Origin of the sequence: Ruminococcus bromii (assembly GCF_002834225.1) — a bacterium.
Taxonomy (GTDB): domain Bacteria; phylum Bacillota; class Clostridia; order Oscillospirales; family Acutalibacteraceae; genus Ruminococcoides; species Ruminococcoides bromii.
On sequence record NZ_NNSR01000019.1, the window covers coordinates 1 to 18,695 of the forward strand.

At 38.3% G+C, this 18,695-nt stretch carries 14 protein-coding genes and 2 pseudogenes; 14 read left to right on the forward strand and 2 right to left on the reverse strand.

The genetic code is table 11. The features are described 5' to 3' along the window. Nucleotides 1-81: 81 nt before the first annotated feature. The 7 genes and pseudogenes from RBATCC27255_RS01015 to RBATCC27255_RS01040 all read left to right on the forward strand — a co-directional run. Nucleotides 82-330 (forward strand): annotated as a pseudogene (locus tag RBATCC27255_RS01015) (transposase); the annotation flags it as partial. Nucleotides 331-369: 39 nt separating this feature from the next. Continuing rightward, nucleotides 370-1,089 carry a recombinase family protein gene (locus tag RBATCC27255_RS01020; protein ID WP_101028342.1) on the forward strand — a complete coding sequence of 240 codons (720 nt, stop codon included), beginning with the start codon at nt 370-372 and terminating at the stop codon, nt 1,087-1,089. Further along, the gene (locus tag RBATCC27255_RS01025; RefSeq protein ID WP_341458185.1) at nt 1,089-2,477 is read left to right on the forward strand and encodes a recombinase family protein; all 1,389 of its coding nucleotides are present in this window, start codon (nt 1,089-1,091) and stop codon (nt 2,475-2,477) included. Before RBATCC27255_RS01020 ends, RBATCC27255_RS01025 begins: the two co-directional genes overlap by 1 nt. Then, the gene (locus RBATCC27255_RS10705; protein ID WP_341458186.1) at nt 2,452-2,676 is read left to right on the forward strand and encodes a hypothetical protein; all 225 of its coding nucleotides are present in this window, start codon (nt 2,452-2,454) and stop codon (nt 2,674-2,676) included. The genes RBATCC27255_RS01025 and RBATCC27255_RS10705 overlap by 26 nt, the downstream gene beginning before the upstream one ends. Nucleotides 2,677-2,938: 262 nt before the next feature. Then, a complete protein-coding gene (locus RBATCC27255_RS01030) occupies nt 2,939-6,448 on the forward strand; it encodes a carboxypeptidase regulatory-like domain-containing protein (protein WP_101028343.1) in 3,510 nt (1,169 codons plus the stop codon). An 81-nt stretch (nt 6,449-6,529) separates the two neighbouring features. Next, nucleotides 6,530-6,949: a hypothetical protein gene (locus RBATCC27255_RS01035; RefSeq protein WP_101028344.1), complete on the forward strand. Its 420-nt coding sequence runs from the start codon at nt 6,530-6,532 to the stop codon at nt 6,947-6,949. Nucleotide 6,950: 1 nt separating this feature from the next. Beyond that, the gene (locus RBATCC27255_RS01040; RefSeq protein ID WP_101028345.1) at nt 6,951-8,186 is read left to right on the forward strand and encodes a hypothetical protein; all 1,236 of its coding nucleotides are present in this window, start codon (nt 6,951-6,953) and stop codon (nt 8,184-8,186) included. A 29-nt stretch (nt 8,187-8,215) separates the two neighbouring features. On the opposite strand, the gene RBATCC27255_RS01045 is transcribed toward RBATCC27255_RS01040, so the two are convergent. Then, nucleotides 8,216-8,983, reverse strand: coding sequence for a coiled-coil domain-containing protein (locus tag RBATCC27255_RS01045; RefSeq protein ID WP_101028346.1), 768 nt, complete (start codon nt 8,981-8,983; stop codon nt 8,216-8,218). A gap of 307 nt (nt 8,984-9,290) precedes the next feature. Here RBATCC27255_RS01045 and RBATCC27255_RS01050 point away from each other — a divergent pair, with 307 nt between their 5' ends. From RBATCC27255_RS01050 to RBATCC27255_RS01080, 7 genes are all read left to right on the forward strand, one after another. After that, complete coding sequence (locus RBATCC27255_RS01050; protein ID WP_101028347.1) at nt 9,291-10,469, forward strand: clostripain-related cysteine peptidase; 1,179 nt, start codon at nt 9,291-9,293, stop codon at nt 10,467-10,469. Continuing rightward, nucleotides 10,453-11,778 carry a sensor histidine kinase gene (locus tag RBATCC27255_RS01055; RefSeq protein WP_169923195.1) on the forward strand — a complete coding sequence of 442 codons (1,326 nt, stop codon included), beginning with the start codon at nt 10,453-10,455 and terminating at the stop codon, nt 11,776-11,778. Before RBATCC27255_RS01050 ends, RBATCC27255_RS01055 begins: the two co-directional genes overlap by 17 nt. Continuing rightward, the gene (locus RBATCC27255_RS01060) at nt 11,775-12,566 is read left to right on the forward strand and encodes a LytR/AlgR family response regulator transcription factor (RefSeq protein WP_101028349.1); all 792 of its coding nucleotides are present in this window, start codon (nt 11,775-11,777) and stop codon (nt 12,564-12,566) included. Before RBATCC27255_RS01055 ends, RBATCC27255_RS01060 begins: the two co-directional genes overlap by 4 nt. 253 nt (nt 12,567-12,819) lie before the next feature. Continuing rightward, nucleotides 12,820-13,161: a hypothetical protein gene (locus RBATCC27255_RS01065; RefSeq protein ID WP_101028350.1), complete on the forward strand. Its 342-nt coding sequence runs from the start codon at nt 12,820-12,822 to the stop codon at nt 13,159-13,161. 39 nt (nt 13,162-13,200) lie between these two features. Further along, nucleotides 13,201-15,300, forward strand: a complete 2,100-nt coding sequence (locus tag RBATCC27255_RS01070; protein WP_101028351.1) for a hypothetical protein — start codon at nt 13,201-13,203, stop codon at nt 15,298-15,300. Beyond that, on the forward strand, nt 15,297-16,613 hold the full coding sequence (locus tag RBATCC27255_RS01075; RefSeq protein WP_101028352.1) for a hypothetical protein: 1,317 nt from the start codon (nt 15,297-15,299) through the stop codon (nt 16,611-16,613). Before RBATCC27255_RS01070 ends, RBATCC27255_RS01075 begins: the two co-directional genes overlap by 4 nt. 333 nt (nt 16,614-16,946) lie before the next feature. After that, a complete protein-coding gene (locus tag RBATCC27255_RS01080; protein WP_101028353.1) occupies nt 16,947-17,924 on the forward strand; it encodes a hypothetical protein in 978 nt (325 codons plus the stop codon). 162 nt (nt 17,925-18,086) lie between these two features. Here the strand turns inward: RBATCC27255_RS01080 and tnpA are convergent. Then, nucleotides 18,087-18,548 (reverse strand): annotated as a pseudogene (gene tnpA / locus RBATCC27255_RS01090) (IS200/IS605 family transposase). Nucleotides 18,549-18,695 lie beyond the last annotated feature (147 nt).

Sequence of the window (18,695 nt, forward strand, 5' to 3'; positions counted from 1 at the left end):
AAGCGTACTGTTTTTGGAGAGCGTAAGGTCAATGCAGACAGTCCGGTGTCCTTATTGCGGCGGTAGCGATGGACAAAATGGTTTCAGGCGGCGAAAAAAGTGAGATTCCCGCATTGGTACGGTTTGCAGTTCAAAAAAGAAAAACGGCTCATCGACTTAGCTGCCCATGCCATCTACTCAATCAGCACCGGCAAGCTCGAAGGCTTCAACAACAAGATCAAGGTCGCTAAAAGAATCGGCTACGGTTACCGTGATGATGACTTCTTTTTTACCTTGATTCGCTATCTTTCTATTCCTTATGTCCGTTCACCATCCCACAAAAAATCGTGATGAACCAAAATAGAGATTGACCGGGCACAAGCTGACATAGTGCGTGAAGTTTTTGAGAGAGCCGTTAATGGTGAGAGTTTTACTGCTATAGCAAAAGATTTGAACAACAGAAGTATCACTCGTTGCTTGGGTGGGAAATGGAATTCACAACGAATAAGGGATTTGCTTTCGAATGAAAAATATCTCGGCAATGCGCTTTTGCAAAAGAAATACCGTAATAATCAACTGGAAAAGAAACTGATTCACAATGACTGTCAGTTGCCTAAATACTATGCCGAAGGAACACACGATGCCATTGTTGACGAAGAATTGTTTGCCAAAGCCCAAGGGATACTTAACGAGTTAGCAACAAGAAGAGAAACTTTGAAAAAACCTACGCTTTCTGCTTTTTCGGGTATGATTGTCTGTGATAACTGTGGTGCAAAGTACAAGAGAACCACATCAAAGGGAAAACACGCTTGGCAATGTCAAACATTTCTGACACAGGGAAAAGCGTTCTGCCCGTCACGGCAGATACCAGAAGAAGAGATTTACAGGCTTGCCACTGAAGTTTTAAAGCTTGATGAATTTGACGAGGATATTTTACATAGCAAAATCAAAAACATCAGAGCAAAAAATAACTGCACATTATTATTTTACTTTACGGATGGAACAGAAGTTTCAAAGAACTGGGTTCCACGCACAAGAAAGAATAGCTGGACTGATAAAATGCGAGAATGTGCAAGGCAAAGAGCACTTAATCAAAAGGGGATAGTATAATGGCAACAAGAAAGGTTACGGTTATTCCGCCCACAATAAATCCGCTGACAAGAATTTCAAATACAACGGTTAAGAAAAGACGAACAGCCGGTTATGCTCGCGTTTCGACTGACAAGGACAAGCAGTTTACTTCATATGAGGCACAGATTGACTATTATACAAGCTTTATTAAAAACCACAGCGATTGGGAGTTCGTAAAAGTATATACCGATGAGGGCATAAGCGGTCTTAACACAAAAAAGCGTGATGGATTTAACGAGATGATTTCCGATGCACTTGCAGGAAAAATAGACCTCATTATAACAAAATCAGTAAGCCGTTTTGCAAGAAACACGGTAGACAGCCTTGTTACAATTAGCAAGCTGAAAGATAAGGGCGTTGAGGTTTATTTTGAAAAAGAGAACATATGGACATTTGACAGCAAGGGAGAATTGCTGCTTACCATTATGTCATCACTTGCACAGGAGGAGAGCCGCAGTATTTCGGAAAATGTAACCTGGGGACAGAGAAAAAGGTTCTCCGATGGCAAGGTCAGTTTGCCGTACAAGCACTTTCTCGGATATGAGCGTGGTGAAAACAAGGGTGATCCACCTGTTGTTAATGAGGAACAGGCAAAGCTTGTCAGACGGATATACCACCTTTTTATGAGCGGAAAAACCACAGGCGGTATTGCAAGAATACTTACAGCAAAGAATATTCCAACCCCGTCCGGAAAGCAAGTATGGCAGCCGACAACCATTGAGAGTATTCTAAAGAATGAAAAATATAAAGGTGCGGCAAGACTGCAAAAGAAGTTTACCGTGGATTTTCTTTCTAAAAAAATGAAGATAAATGAGGGCGAAGTTCCGCAATACTACATTGAAAACTCACACAAAGCCATCATTGACCCGATGGAGTGGGAAGCGGTTCAGGACGAATTTAAACGCAGAAAATCCATAGGCAGAGCGTATAGTGGTAAAAGCGTATTCGGTGCAAAAATCGTTTGCGGTGACTGCGGTGGCTTTTACGGTTCTAAAACCTGGCATTCAACGGATAAATACAAAACGGTAATATGGCAGTGCAACAGAAAATTCAAGGACAATACCTGTTGCAAAACACCGCATATTACCGAAGATGAAATAAAGGCACGATTTCTCAAGGTATATAACGGACTGATTTCCGACAAAGAGCCGTTCATAAAGGCTTGCAAACTTACAAGAGATGTTCTGACCGATACTGAGGAGATTGACAGAGAAATGTCAGAACTTCTCCGTGAGCTTGAAGTCGTTACCAAACTAATTAAAAAGTGCATAGCCGAAAATTCATCATCGGCACAGGACCAGAAAAAATATACCGAGAGATACAACAACTATGTTGACCGCTATGAAAAAAGCAAAATCAAGATATGATGAGCTTGAACATCAGAAGGAAAACAAGCTTTCAAAAAGAAAAGCAATAGACCGCTTCATTTCCGACCTTTTAAAGCGTGACGAACTGCTCACCGAATTTGATAATTGCCTTTGGCTGACGGTAGCTGATAAGGTTACGGTTCAAAGTGACGGAGTTTTGGTATTTGATTTCAATGATGGTACAGAGATTGATGGGTGAAATAGTATATACTATTTAAAGTTGGTTTACTAGGTAGTTCCATTCTCTGAATGCTAAATACTCGTGCTGATTAACTGAAATTAAACGGAAAACCAAATTTCTTATTGACATATTATAGAAAAAGTGATATAATGACTATGATTTTATATATTTATTCCATTCTTTGACAAATTTGTCATAAAAGAGGGGGGTTGTTTGATTTAATAAAATAGGGTACAAGGTACATAATTAATCTAAAATTAAAAAAACAGGAGTGATTTTTTTGAAAACAATTAAAAAGTATTGCGCAATAATTTTGGTATGCATTACGTTGCTCTGCTTAGCTTCTATACATACCTTTGCCGCAAGTGTAACTCAAGATAACATTGATTTTTATTTTGAAACAACAAAAGACTCTTACTCTGAAAATGAAACCATTACCGCCGTTCTTAAAATCGCTAATAACGGAACCGAGGATATTACAGATATTGAATGGGTAAATGCTGTTCCTGACGGATATGAATTTGTTGATTCAAGTTTAGAAAAGCAGAAAATTGATGTTATTCATCCCAATCAAGTAGTAGAATTACAAACTAAGTTTACCGTAAAGAATACTGTGGAAAATTCAACTACTGCTCCTACAGTGCCGAATACTACCGGTAATCTCACTGAACTAAATCTTACTGACGCTACAAGCGCAGTAGGCGCTGACGCTACAAGCACAGTAGGCGAAAACACGCAAGTTAATACAAATGCCTCTGGAGCTGTTCAAACAGGTTTTGAAAATACAACTTTATTGATAGTATTTGTTTGTGCTGCAATCAGTTTGGGGATTTTTTGCATTGTGAAGAACAAAAAGAAATTTTACAAATTGACAAGTATTTTCCTTTGCTTTGCACTTGTTTTAGGTGCAATACCTGTGTTTTATGCTGCAGAAGATGACAAACAAGCTCAATCCGATAATTCTGTTACAACTTCTAAAGTGGAATTAGAGCAGAATGTTAATGTAGGAGATAATATTGTAAAACTTACATCAACTGTAAAATATTCTTTGCCAAGCTATGAAGAAGATTATAATGAGAAGTATTATGATGATGAAAAAACATTTACCAAAGGGGAGTGGGTTTCAATAATCATTGATAAATTTGATATTGAAATCGGCGAATTCCCTGAGGGATTTGATTATTTTTACGGTGATTCAGCTGAATCTGATTATGGTGCTGTTGTAGAAACAGCTCAGGCTTATGGTTTGCTACCTGCTCCTGATTCTCCGGGATATGTAGATCCTGAACAGGATGTGCCTTTGTTTGAGGCTGATAAGCCGGCTACAAGAGAATTTGTTGCTTATACTGTTGCAAAGACTATGGGCTTTGAAGGTGAATACAGCCTTGAAGCTACAGATCTGGATACTATACAGTATGTCAATGAGGTTGCTGTTGTTGTAAATCAAAAATTTATGGATCTAATAGATTCAAAGTTTGCACCAAATAATGCGATAACAGGTGCTGACGCAAATATGATTCTTAACAGAATCGATTACTTTAATGATTCTCTTGAAGTTAAAGAAGGACAGGAAAAAGACATTATAGATTATCATGAGGGTGTTGTTACCCTTGATGTTGATTACACCGCAACAGAATCAGAAGAAGGCATATATACTGTCGAGTTGGCTTCAAATACAGATGCTGATGCATCATTGACTGCAGGCGATGTAATTGTTCTTTCCCCAAACGATGAGTATATTGGCGGTCTTGCTGTTAAGGTGAATGAAGTAAAAACTATTGACGGCAAGGTAGTTCTTATATGCGAGGAAGCTAAAATAGAAGAAACAATTCAGGACTTTGATTATGCCGGACATGGTGTTGCACTTGTAAATAAAGCAGAAACAACTGAAGATGTTGATGTTGAGTATGATCCTAATGGAGTTGTAAATTCTGACGAAGATGTTAATGCTTTTGATATTGGCGGTTCGGTTTCGGCAGGCACCTTATCTTACACCTTAACAGAAAAAGAAATAAAGTCAGGCTTGAAGGCAAGCGGTAAGATTGATATTTCAATTCCGGATGTTACAGCAAAAGCAAAAGGTAAAATATTTGGCGGCTTGTCACTTGATGAGTTAACCTTAACCGTAACTGATCAAGTTAAATTTTCCGGTAATCTTACATACGATTTTGGAATTCCGGAAAGTAGCTATGATGTAACTACAGGTAAACCTAAATTCGGCTCAGGAAAAACTGAAATCGGAAGAGTGCCGTTTGCACTTGGTACTACAGGCTTTACCGTTGACCTGGTGTTCTTTATTAATCTTGATGTAAGCGGTCAGCTCTCAATTTCTTATTCAATTGACAGAACAACTGGCATACAGTATAAGGATGGAGTATTCAGAAATATTAAAGAATACAGTTCTGAGTTTACAGCAATTGAAGCTAACGGCAGTGCAAAATTAGGAGTTGGAATGGCAGTCAGACTGACACTGTTTTCAGTATTTGACATTGTAGGAGTTGATATTCATGGCGGAATTGGCTTGACAATTAAGTTTACTGCTCATTTGGATTGCGAGCCTGATTTGTTTTGCGGAGATGGAACAGTTTACATGTACTTGACTTTGGAATTAGACAAGGATACTATAGTCGGTGATTTGTTGGATAAGGTATTCAACATAGAACTATACTGGGATATATTTGATGAAGACAGTTCACCGCTAAAGAAAGGCATACATATCGAAAACTTAAAATTTGTAGATGAGTGTACATACGGAAAAGGAAGCCTGTTAGGTGTTGTTAAAGATGGACAAACAGGTGCAAAGATAAGCGGTGCTCAAGTCAAGATTTATAACAAGGCTACAGGTAATCTTGTTAAATCCGGATATACAAGAACTACAGATACTACTTTAGCTGATAATAACACAGTATTGATAGGCGAATTTTTTGTACAGAATCTTTCAGCCGGTTCTTATCAGTTTGATGTGAAAGCTACAGGCTACAAGAAAGCAAGCGTAGATGTTGATGTTGTAAGTGGTCAGAGAGTTGTATGTGAAGCAACACTTATGATCGACAGAGATCATCTTGATGGTTTGGGTACTGTATCGGGTTCGTTTACAAATGCGCTCACAGGTTCTTCTGTTGAGAATGTTCAGTATGAGGTGAGAAGCGGACTTAATACAAAAGTTGGAGATGTTATTGCTTCCGGTACGGCAAGCAACAGCTATTCTATTGAACTTGTTCCCGGTTACTATTCTGTTCTTTTCAAAAAGGATGGATATGTTGACGAGCTTATCAGCGTAACAATAACCGCAGATGAAAATACCGTAAAGAATGTTGCTTTAGCACCTACATCTGATATTTCTATAGATGATTCAAGCTTCCGTGTAGTGCTTACATGGGGTGAATATCCATCAGACCTCGATTCGCATCTGTATTATTTTGACGATGACGGAGGTAACTTCCATACATGTTATTATAATAAGGATTATCGTGAAGGCGAAACACTTGTTGCAAATCTTGACTTAGATGATACTACTAGTTATGGTCCTGAAACATCTACAGTATATCAGGTTGCAGAAAACGGCGTGTATAGTTTTTATGTTCATGATTATACAAACAAAGACAGTGACTCAAGTACAGCAATGTCAAATTCCGGAGCTCAGGTAAAACTATTCTCGGGAAGCCAGTTGGTTGCTACATTCAATATTCCGGAAAACAGAGGTGGAACTCTTTGGCATGTATTTGATTATAATTCATATACTCAAGAGTTTGTTTATGTGAATGAATTCTCTTATGCTAACGCCGGCTAAATTTTAAAGATTTGGCAAGAGCATAATGATTAAACGGCTGTATTACATTGTGATACAGCCGTTTTAAAAGGAAAAGAAAAAATGATTGTTAAAGTACCTAAAAAGATGTTAAGAATAGTGTTTAGTGTTGTGATGGCAACTATATTGGTTTTGATAACAATTATGATTGTTAATGTTATTGCACATAAAGATTATATAAGTGTAGAAGCTGAAGTTTCTAAAGTTTATACAGATACTTTTTCAGGTAAAGGCAGTAAAAGCAATTCATCTGCGAAATATGCAATTGTTGAATATACTATTGAGGCAAAGAAATATAGTTCTAAATACCGATTAGGAAATTTTCATAATGTAAGTGAAGGAAATATAATAACTGTAAGATTCAATCCGAATAATTACTCTGATATTTATAATGATTATACTAATCGTATTAATATTTTCTTTATTGTATTTTTGTCTGCCTTTGACGTTTTTGTATTTTTAGCATTAAGAAAATGTAAATAGTATGAGAAGATTTTTTGAAATATTTATACCTGTAATAATTATGTCTTTTACGGCGGTATTCTTATTTTCTTCTTGCAGTTCCCATGATAGTGCAGGTTTAGTTTCCTGTAACTCTCAAAACACAGAGGAACTTAAAATTGAAGACAATAATTTTGAATTTTCGCCCAAAAATGGCGGAAAAACAGTTTTGGACTATTCTGTCAGCGGTATAGAAGCCGACAAGCTGTATGACATTGAATTTGAATTTACAATATTGAATGATTCTCATTTTCAAAATGATGATGATATTGCAATTACAGTAAATACCAAAGAGAATTTTGATATCAACGGAAAATATACATATTCTGTTCCGGAAAAACACGATAATACTTATATAATCCATCATATTTTTGCAGCCGATAAAAATGGTGAAACAGGATTTACAGTTAGCGTTGGCACTGAAAAAAATTTGTTTTATGGCATTATTAGGCTTAAATCAATGAAAATATATGATGCGGAAGAATGTGATGCGATTAAGGTTTTGTGTGATAAAAATCAAGAAATTAAATTTGTTTTTAATAAAAATGATTTCAATGATTTAAATGCAGTTAAGTTAAATGCGCAAGCTTATCTTAACGAATGTGTAAATTTAAAAAGATATTTATGTGAATTTTCCGGCGTAGATGATGTTACATATATTTTTGTTTTTAACGAAAATATATCTCATTCAGGCTTATCAGGGCAGATTATTTATATAAATCATTCCGAAATAGAAGATTTATTTTCTCAGAATATAGAAGATACAACTACAATCAATAATTTTATTAGTCTGCTTTGTCATGAAATGAGTCATAGGTTCGATTTTGACACTGATTTTAAAAGCACTTTTGAATACTGTTTTGATAAAGAATTTTTTACTGTACTCAGACAGATATATGCCTTATCTTCCTGTGGTTACAAAATTAGTTATGATTATCTCGGAGATAAAGAATACTTGTCTAATAATATATACAATTATCAGGACTTTCTAAAGGAATATCTTTTATCGGTTGATGTCTTGAATCAGCCGCAAAATTGGAAATTTATCAGCAATGTAATAAAAAATCATAGCAGTATTAACAAACATATAACTGACTATAAAAAAGTGGAAATGTTAATTTCTGAAACATCTAATGAAGCAAGATATAATATTATTGATAAATTCGGTAAAAAAAAGTATGAATGTGTTCTTAACCATTTTGCGAATTGCAATAGTTAGAAAGACTCATTCAAAGCAACTAAGCTTTTTTAGAAATGAGCTATGCAAATAGTGAAGTAAGAACTATCTGTGGCACCAAACAAAACTAAATGCACCCATAATACAACTTGGGTGCATTTTTCGATTCCTTTTCTGAGGTCCTGTACATCCCTGTCATCAATATCCATGATTGCCCTGAGAGCCTTGTCTGCCGCCTGCTGTTTCTTCTCAATTTCAGCTGAGTCTGCGCCGTCTTTCTTGGCCTTTGCCAGTTCATATCTTGCATTTGCTAAATTTGTTATTTTTGCATTGTGCTTATCGTACATACGGATAAGCGTGTTGATGCTCTTGTTGAAGTCCTCGTTCTTTAATTCCTTAACCAGACCTTCAATTGCATTGAGCTGTTCTCTCACCTTATCAAGCTGAACCTTTATTTCCTCTATTGAGGGAGATTTTACTGCTCCGCTTGGATCCTGCTCATTTAATATGTCTGAGATAAGTCCCATACCGAATTCAAACAATGAAGCTATGCATTTTCCGTATGGAATAAGACCAAGAGATGTTTTAACTGCCGTTACAAAGTCGCCCTGAGCGACGCTTATTGTCGCATTCACAAGACCTGTAACTGTTTTTTCATTATTTGCCTGCGCCGCATTCAGTGCGTTGTTTGTATTTTTGTGCAGGCTTGCACTGACTGTTGTCTGGGCTGTTGCCGCCGACGCTGAGATAATTGTCATTGTTGTGAACGATGTGAGTGCTACAGCCGTAAGAGCAATTGCGATAAGTCTTCTTTTGATTGTTCCTGTCTGCTTTTTCATAATTATACCACCTAGTTATTTAAGTTGTTTTGGTTTGTTTGTTTTTCTAAGGAGCTTTTGTCTGTTCCTTATCTTGTGACTACAGTATAACAGGGCGACTGTGACAAGATACTGACAAAAAAACAGGGAATTTTAAAAATATTTGCGAATATTTAAAAATCTGCGAAATTTTGCGAATTAAAAAATTCAGGACTTTAATTCATCTCATTGCTGTTACTGTATTCGGTAGTGTTGATTTTCTAAAAATAAATCCTCATTATTGAACTTTGAAATTTCTTGTGATAAAATTTATAAAGGTGGTGCGTATATGAACAGAGGCTTTAAAGATATCAAGTTAATATGCTTATTGACAATTTTAATCTTTTGCGTTTTTCTATTTGGTTGTTCTGAGGATAAAGCAAAAACAAAGCCTGCCTCCGAGAAACAAAGTACGACTGAAAAAACTGATAATGATGATTTTACTCTTCTTATTTATATGTGCGGAAGCTCTCTTGAGAGTAAGAACGGCTCTGCATCAGACGATATTTCCGAGCTGTTAAGTGCAGAAATTCCCGATAAAGTTAATGTTGTGCTTGAAACAGGCGGCTCTTTGAGATGGAAAAAACACGGTATTTCGAGCGATAAACTGCAGAGGTATGAGGTGTCTGACAATAAGCTTGTACTTCTTGAGGAGAGTAAACTATGCTGTATGGGTGACTCCTCAACGCTTAAGGACTTCATTGACTGGGGGATAAAAGAATTTCCGTCTGAAAGGACTGCACTGATTTTATGGGACCACGGCGGAGGATTCCTCAAAGGTATTTGCAAAGATGAGATGTACAATAATGACTGGCTGACGGTGCAGGAGTTTGATGAGGCACTTTCAGAAAGCACTTTTTCCGGAAGCTTTGAATTTATAGGATTTGATTGCTGTCTTATGGCGAATTACGAAACAGCGCTGACGGTATCAAAATATGCTGATTATATGATAGCATCAGAGGATGATGAGCCGACAGGCGGCTGGGACTACAAGGCTGTTGCAGAAGCTCTCGGTACAAAAAGTTTTTATGATGTTATTCTGAACAGCTACGAAAAGTCTCATCATGACAGTGATGATTACACTCTTTCGGCAATCAAGCTTACTGAGTTTGATAAGGTAAAAGCTGTCTTATCACAATGTATTGACAAAGCCGAAAGAAGTAACAACAGGCTTATTATGTCAAAGGCAGTTCAGGAGTGTGAAAGCTTCGGTTCGTCAATTGGATATTTATATGATTTCGGCGATATTGCAGATTACTTTAATATTAGTTATGATTTCAGCAGAATAATAAAAGCTGTGAAATCCGAAACAAAAAGTAACATCTCGGGGTTGAATATATGTTTTCCTTCCGATGATGAAAAAGCTCTTGAAAATTATCTGCTGATTTCAGATGACAAAAATTACTGCGATTATCTCAAAAACAATTATTCGGAAAACAGGGGGCAGATATGTGGAAAATCTCAATAATAACATTGAACTTAATATCGGGTTGCTCTGGTTTTCGGCTGTAATTACGCTGTTTATGTTTTTGGGAGTGGTGACTGACAAAACACGGAGCAGACCGTTTATGAGGTGCTTTACAGCCTTGCTTGCGACAAATATTCTTATGCTTCTCGGCGAAAGCGGATTGTGGATTTTTGGCGGTTCACCGGACAATATTCCAATTTTAAAATTATGTGCGTTTATTTCATTTGGTTTAGGGGCAATACTCGAAGTTTTGTATGCTTATTGCCTGATAGGCTTTGTCAGAGAACGGCAGAAAATATCGTGGAAATATGCGAAAGTAATTGCAGTTATCGGCGCAGTTTATCTTTGTATTGTTGTAATTTCCCTGTTTAACGGAATGCTGTTTGACTTTGACTCAAACGGATATTATGTTGACGGAGAGTATTACTTTATAGTGAGATTTCTTGATTTCATTATCATATTGCTTGAAATTTTTATGGTAATCAGATTCTGGAAAATACTCACACTAAAAGGCACTGTTTATCTTCTTTCGTTCAGCGTACTGCCATTGCTTACAATGCCGTTGCTTTCATACTGGGACCCGACTCCTCTGTATATGGCAACTACGGTTTCTTTGCTTTTGATTTATATGCTGTTCCGAGGAGAGCTGACACGACAGCTTTCGGAAAAGGAAATTCAGCTTGTTGAAAAAAACAGGGAGCTTGCGCAAAAGGAACGGCAGATTACCGAAAACCGCATTTCAACAATGATAAGTCAGATACAGCCACATTTTATATATAACACCCTCGGAACAATACATCAGCTGTGCCTTGAACAGCCCGAAAAGGCGGCGGAATTAACACACAGCTTTTCTCAATATCTGCGAGGAAATTTCAGCGAGCTTAACAACAGCGTGCCTATTCGTTTTTCGCAGGAGATGAATCATATAAAATGCTATATGAGCATAGAGCAGGTTCGTTTTCCCGACATTCAGACAGAATACGATTTGAAAGCTGAAGATTTTAATCTGCCTGCGCTTTCGGTTCAGCCACTTGTTGAAAACGCCGTAAAGCACGGACTTATGGGACTTGAAAGCGGCGGTAAAATAACCGTATCTACTTATGAAACCGATACAGATTACTGCGTGTGTGTAAAGGATAACGGAGTAGGCTTTGACAAATCAGCCGTTTATGATAAAAATAAGCATATCGGTATTGAGAATATCCGTGAAAGAATTACTGCTATGTGCGGCGGCACTCTGACGGTTGACAGTGTTTTAGGCAAAGGCACAACTGCCGTCATCACTATTCCAAAGGAGGAAGCTATATGAGAGCATTGACTGTGGACGACGAGCAGATTATGCTTAATGCATTGACTTCGGCTGTAAAGGAGTCGCCCGATATATCGTCTGTTGCACAGTTTACATCCTGCACGGCAACTCTTGAGTGGGCAAAAACCAATCCGATTGATATTGCGTTTCTCGATATAAGTATGCGCGGAATGGGCGGACTTGCACTTGCAGAAAGATTGCTTGAAATTCAGCCAAACTGCAAGATTGTTTTCTGTACAGGCTTTTCGGAGTATGCGGTTGAGGCATTTAAAATTCATGTTTCAGGATACCTTTTAAAACCGATTACGGCAAAGGCGGTACAGGCTGAAATTGACCACATAAAGCAGGAAAAAGCCAAGGAGAAAACCACATACAAGCTGTTGACGGTTAAATGCTTCGGAAATTTTGAGGTGTATGCACAGGGAAAAATTCTTAACTTTAAGCGATTAAAGTCAAAAGAGCTACTTGCAATTCTTGTTGACCGCAGAGGAGCAGGAATGACGGCAAAGCAAATCTGTTCTATAATGTGGAGCGGTATTGAAGATGACAGTAAGCATATGACATATGTACGCCAGTTGTTTTTTGATTTGCGAAATGCTCTTCGTTATGCTGATGCAGAGGAGGTTCTGCAGCAAAACGGCTACAACTATTTCCTTAATACTGAGCTAATTGACTGCGATTATTTCAGTTATCTGCAAACAGGGGAGCCAAGGTTTCACGGCGAGTATATGATGCAGTACAGCTGGGCAGAATCAACCTGCGCAGGTCTGATGCAAAATAACAACTGAAAAATTATTGAACACGGTTGGGCAAAAGCTCAACCGTTTTTATTTGCAGAAAATTGAAAAATTTTTATTTTTTATTAAAAAACGCCCGAAAGTGTCACGCATTTGTCACGCCCTGTATGTTAAAATAAGAAAAAACAGATGATATATACCCGAAATTTTATGAATATTGAACATTTGTCCGTATTTTGTCATAGTGGGTATGTTATCATCAGTACACAAACTTAAATTAAATTCATTAACGGAGGAAATTATTATGAACATTTTTGAAACAATTCCGGCATACGATTATATTATTGCAGTCGTAGGCGTGTTGGGCGTGATACTGGGTATTGCTCAGCTTGGTGCAAAAAGGTGTATCGGTATTATGAAAATCGACCAATACACAGGAGAAAGTGCAGGCAGATTTGCCGTTATATCTTCTGTAATTTACATACTGGGCGGAATATTAACTGCCGCCGCACCGTTTGCAGTAAGCTACATTAATTCGCAGAATTTCGGTTTCAGTCTGCCCACACTGCTTCCAAGCTGGCTTCTGATTGCAGTAGCTGCAGTGGTGTTAATTGCGCAGACTTCAACTCTCAAGAAAAAGTTTTAATACAGCTTTGACAATAAAGCATAAAAAGGAGGATTTAAAATGAAAACAAATTTGAAAAGAATGGTGGCGCTGTTGCTTGCTGTGATAATCTGCCTTAGCGTAGCGGCGTGTTCAAATGCTCCGTCGTGGGATGGAAAATGGGAGATTACAGACGCTGACTATGAAAATATGAAGATTGCAAAAGTAATATCCACTGAAAATGACGGAACAAGATATGTAACTCTTTCCGCTGAAGATATAAGTTACAAATCAGAGGTCAAAAGCGACAGTGTTCGTGTGGTTGCCTATCCTGTTTCAAAGGCAAGCATTAAGTCACTAAGTACTAATGATACTGCACAAAGCAGTAAAGAGCTTTTCAAGGAAACCCTTGTTGAGGGCGTTACCACCCAGCGCAAGGACGACAAAACGCTTGAGCTTAGCTTTAAAGAGCCTGAGTACGATTACTACTGTATGTATCTGTACTATGTGCATAAGGAGGCGGTTGACGGTAAGGCGTTTGTCTTGGGATTTGACAACATCTGTCTTGAAGAAAGCACCACGCCCGAGGCAAAAATAACGACAAACCTTAAAAACGGTCAGGAAAACCCGACCTTGGAATTAAAGCTTACAAATGCAAAAGCTTCTGAAAAAATAAAACCCGAAGATATTACCTTATCAGGTGCATTTGAAAATCTGAAAGCAACCGCTGTAACATCAGACGGGGACACTATTACAATCAAGACCGAGGGCGAGGTTGAGGCAACCTCCGCCGCATACGGATATGTTCAGCTTTCGGAGAATGCTACAGATGCAGGAGCAAAAATTCTTGCAATGCTCGAGGTTGACAATCTTGACGCATATATTGATGCGAAATCCTTTGCACTTGAAAACGGACTTCTGAGCTTTGATGTAGATGTTTACGGCAAAACGCTTGAAATTTCAAACGATGAGCTTGCACCTCTTGTAACGCTTGAGGGTTATAAGGTTGACAGCGTAAAAATCAGTGATGACAAAACCTCATTCAGGCTTTATGTAAAGACGGATAAATCAAGCATTGATGATGCAGTAAGTGCTCTAAACGGCAAAGCGCTCGAAATCGACTCAAAGGCAGTCGGCGGCGACGGAATATATGTTGAGATTACGGCAAGCTGTTCATCACTCGGCGGCGTAATAAAATCACTTGATAAGCCGGAGGGCGACTCGGACAAATTCAAGGCGACCGCACAGCTTTTTGCACGCAACGGCGAGCTTAAGAAGCTGTCGAAGTCTGATATAAAATTCAGCGGTGATTTTGAGGGTGCAGAGGTGACCTCTGTTAAAAATACAGACAACGGCTGTGACATTGAATTTACATTCTCCGCAGACAAGAACAGGACTATATTTAATGGCTATGCAGAGATTTCAGAGGGCAAGCTTGTTGATTTGTGGGGCACAAAGTCCGACAATAACAGCGCAGGGCTTTCCTATGCCTTTGAAACGAGCAAGGCTGACGGAAATGCTATTGATAATCTTGTAGAAAAATTCTCGAATTATTCGTCCGAAGATTTAATCAATGATATTGTCAATGTTGCTACAATTATTCAGTCTGTCACGCTTTCCGAGTTTTATTCCGGCGACTTTGTCGGGGCGATTTTCTCACTTTTGGGTGTTGATTCAGGCTCTGACGGAGAAACTGCACAGATTCTGTCAATCGTCACCGACATCAAGACAATGGTTAATAACCTCGACTGCGAGATAAAGGATTTAAAAAGCACAGTTGAGGAATACGGCGATGATATAATATCCGAATCAAAGAAAAACACTCTGATTGCGTTGGAAAGCAAGTGGAGTGCTTTCAATACAAATTATGTTGAAAAGCTTGACAAAACCGTTAATTCATACATTTCAAATTGCCGCAGGTCCTTGGTGGATTATATCCGCTCCGGCCATGGAGATGAGCTAAAGCTCTATTATGACAAGGACGGCAAATTAGCTATACCCGATAAAAACAATTCAGCCTACAGTGTGGACGCCAAGAAGATTAGCAAAACAGTGACAATCAAGCTTGATGATGACACCTTCCAAGCCTGTGATGATGTATTCGGCAAAAAGGGATTTAAATACAGCGACGAGCTTGTAAGGCACTCAAGACAGACCTTGGCAATGCGGTTAAGAAGATGAATGAAAACGGAGATAAATCCATTGAATATACCGAAAAAACAGGAGATATACTCTACGGCTATATTTATATGCAGATGTCATTCAAAAATCTTACAAACGATTTTATGAACAACATCAGAAATGATTATGTAAACTTCTGCAAGCAGATTTACGAGGGACAAGCTATACTTAATACCTTCGATGAAATGATGAAGTATAAGTATAATTTCCAGTCGGAAGCAAAGCAGGATATAGAAAACATAAGAAAATCCCTTGTAGTAATGCTTTACAATTACGGCATTACAGCAAGCTTTGTGGAAAAATATGATACATCAACGGACAACAAAGATATAACCGAGGCTAATCACAAGGCGATTGATTACATAAAAAATCATAGCGGTTTATATGACGAACCCGAGGGATACTCATATTGCTATGTTGTAAACAGACCCATTACCTTGCGTGTAAGCGGAACCCGTTACGATATGAGAATCAAAACCAGATATAACAGTGGAAGGAAGTTAACACGTTGGATATATGATGGCTATGAAGATGACGGAACAGACGCTTATGTTTATTACTCCCTTTACCATGACGGTAAGGAATCTGTGTATGAAGACCCTGTTACACATATGCGTACTGTATCTCAAATGCCTAAAGGTGTTTACTTCCTTATTAATCGCAGTACAGACAGCGAGGATAAAACAAATCTGCTTTCAAATAATATACTCTCATCAAAGGATTTAAAAATTATAAAAGCACGCTTTAACAGTCTTAAGTCAAACAACAGGTTTGCATCCTACAAGGATATGAGCTTTGGCGAGTATATGACAAACGGTAAATTGATAAATGCTCCGTCAAAATATATGGTTCATCAGGTTGACGCTAAAGATGCGGTAAACGGTTATACTGTAAAACCGACAAAAATATTGACCTCGGGCGTTCTGGAAAAGGAGCTTCCCCTTGACGGCTCACGCACATTAAAGTGTAATAAAGATGGTTTAGCCATAGGCTTGCGCGAGGCTAAGCTTGTATCAAACAGAGAGTGGTCTAAATACGGCGGAGGATACTATTTTACTCCGGGTAAGGAATACAGTCTAATTAATCCGAATTCATCAGACTATGACAGTAAGGCGTCCAAGGATTACTTCCATATACACAAGGAATATGACGCAACCGTTTATGACCTTGAAAGCGATTCAATGAAGAACAATTATATTGTGCTGCAGGCGGCTCTTTACGGAGAATCACATTCTTACTGGCGCGGTGACGAGGCTGCATACTTCTACAACACAAATTATCGAGAGCCTTATTTCATCTTCCCGATAGGATAACGAAAAATTTATAATTAAAATTGCAAAAGGAGAAGTTTGTGAGGACTTCTCCTTTTTGTTTGATATTTTTTACAGCACGAATTTAAAAAAGTTTAGAAATTCAAAAAAGTTCAGATTTTTGTCCCTGTTTTGTCATACTCTGTTTGATATACTCCAAGTAATGAAAGTCAAGGAAACAAACCCAAGACGAGTAAAAAAAAATAAAAACCTTGAAATTTGTCAGTATGTTGTCACAGTCGGTATGATATAGTACAGACAGTGAAGTAAGAAAACAAGTTTCACAAAGCCAAACGGCAAAACAAAAATTTTTTAAATTTAAAGGAGCAATCAAAAATGAAAAACACAAAGAACACAAAGAACAGAGTAATCGCAATCATCACAACAGCAGTAGTTACAGCGTCAATCGCAACAACAGTATGTTTCACCTGCTCGGCGCTGGAAAGTCCAAGCACATCAACACCTGATACAATAGCATTCGCTTCCGAGCATATCGGTTTCATCGACGGAATGCCGAACCCGTTTACGGAGTGCAAGACGATTGAAGAGGCACAGAGGATTTCAGGTATCAAGTTTGCAGTTCCCGAGTATTCACAAAGCACAATTCTTGCTTGCGAGGGAATGATTGAAATTCAGATTGCAAAGGATGAAATTCATACAATCACAATCCGCAAGAGCGCAGCCGAGGGTGACAACACAGGACTCTTCGGAGATTATCAGCTTAAGAAAATCAACATCGGTGACTGCGAGGTAACGCTTAAAACGGAGAACGGCAAAATCTATGCGGCATACTTCACAGGCGAGGACGGCACAATCTCAATCAGCTGTGACGAGGAGTTCAAGCTCAGCGAGGTAAAGGCGATGCTTCAGCAGTTTATTGACGAAGGAACAAAGGCAAAGGAAGATTACACTTCCGCAAGCACAGGAATGCCAAATCCCTTTATCGAATGTAACACTCTTGAAGAGGCTGCAAAAATTGCACAGGTAAACATCAAGCTTCCCGAATATTCACAGTGCACAATTTATGCAGTAAAGAACAGCTTTGTTGAGGTTCAGTATCCGCTTAACGAAACAAGCAATATCACAATCCGCAAGAGCGCAGGAGAAAAGGACATCAGCGGTGTGTATGACGGCAAAGAAATGCAGCTCCATTCAACTGACGGAGTAGATGTGAATGTCAGACTCAAGGACGGCAAATTCATTTCGGCATACTTTACGGGCGACGACGGAACATACTCAATCACCTGTGATGAACCCCTTGAAGCAAATGAAATTATAGCAATCGTAGATAGAATTGTAAGCGTAAATTCATAAACCAAAACAGAATATTATGCCAATCAAAACCACCCGTCCAACGGGTGGTTTGCTCTAGGGCTATAAGCCCATGCTACCGGCCAGCGTCTCAAGACGCTGGCTTTCACTTGGTTCAAGCCTATTGCCTTTGCCTCTTTCGCCACCCCTTAAAGGGTGTTTGTATTACTCGCCACCCTTAAAAGGGTCTTCATATTCTCGTACACTTAATTTATCTAGTGCTATATCATGCTTTTCTTGGTCTTCTATGTATTTCCTTATGGTTGCTTCATTTAGACCTACTGTACTCACATAATATCCTTCTGCCCAAAAGTGCCTATTTCCAAACTTATACTTCAGATTTGCGTGTTTCTCAAACATCATTAACGCACTTTTTCCTTTTAAATATCCCATAAAACTTGACACACTCATCTTCGGTGGTATACTTAAGAGCAAGTGTACATGATCTATCATCATATGCCCCTCTAGTATCTCCACTCCTTTGTACTGACATAACAATCTTATTATGTCTTGCAAACTCTGTCGATACTGTGCTTATATTATTTTTCTTCTATACTTTGGCACAAACACTACATGGTATTTGCACATCCATTTTGTGTGGGATAAACTATTTGTTTTATTTGCCATTAAAATCACCTTTCTTTTTTTACAATAGACTTGAACATTCTTATTGTAATACGATTGGTGATTTTTTTGTATAACTTTTTATGCACACCCGCATAGCGGGTGGTTGTTTGTGCCACGCAAGCGTGGCACTGGGTAAACCCATTAATA

Bases quoted from the DNA above. Each gene is read 5' to 3' on its own strand.
- RBATCC27255_RS01045 (WP_101028346.1), bottom strand. From the start codon at position 8,983: ATGAAAAAGCAGACAGGAACAATCAAAAGAAGACTTATCGCAATTGCT.
- RBATCC27255_RS01080 (WP_101028353.1), top strand. From the start codon at position 16,947: ATGAAAAACACAAAGAACACAAAGAACAGAGTAATCGCAATCATCACA.
- RBATCC27255_RS01070 (WP_101028351.1), top strand. From the start codon at position 13,201: ATGAAAACAAATTTGAAAAGAATGGTGGCGCTGTTGCTTGCTGTGATA.
- RBATCC27255_RS10705 (WP_341458186.1), top strand. From the start codon at position 2,452: ATGAAAAAAGCAAAATCAAGATATGATGAGCTTGAACATCAGAAGGAA.
- RBATCC27255_RS01075 (WP_101028352.1), top strand. From the start codon at position 15,297: ATGAATGAAAACGGAGATAAATCCATTGAATATACCGAAAAAACAGGA.
- RBATCC27255_RS01065 (WP_101028350.1), top strand. From the start codon at position 12,820: ATGAACATTTTTGAAACAATTCCGGCATACGATTATATTATTGCAGTC.
- RBATCC27255_RS01040 (WP_101028345.1), top strand. From the start codon at position 6,951: ATGAGAAGATTTTTTGAAATATTTATACCTGTAATAATTATGTCTTTT.
- RBATCC27255_RS01035 (WP_101028344.1), top strand. From the start codon at position 6,530: ATGATTGTTAAAGTACCTAAAAAGATGTTAAGAATAGTGTTTAGTGTT.
- RBATCC27255_RS01025 (WP_341458185.1), top strand. From the start codon at position 1,089: ATGGCAACAAGAAAGGTTACGGTTATTCCGCCCACAATAAATCCGCTG.
- RBATCC27255_RS01060 (WP_101028349.1), top strand. From the start codon at position 11,775: ATGAGAGCATTGACTGTGGACGACGAGCAGATTATGCTTAATGCATTG.
- RBATCC27255_RS01050 (WP_101028347.1), top strand. From the start codon at position 9,291: ATGAACAGAGGCTTTAAAGATATCAAGTTAATATGCTTATTGACAATT.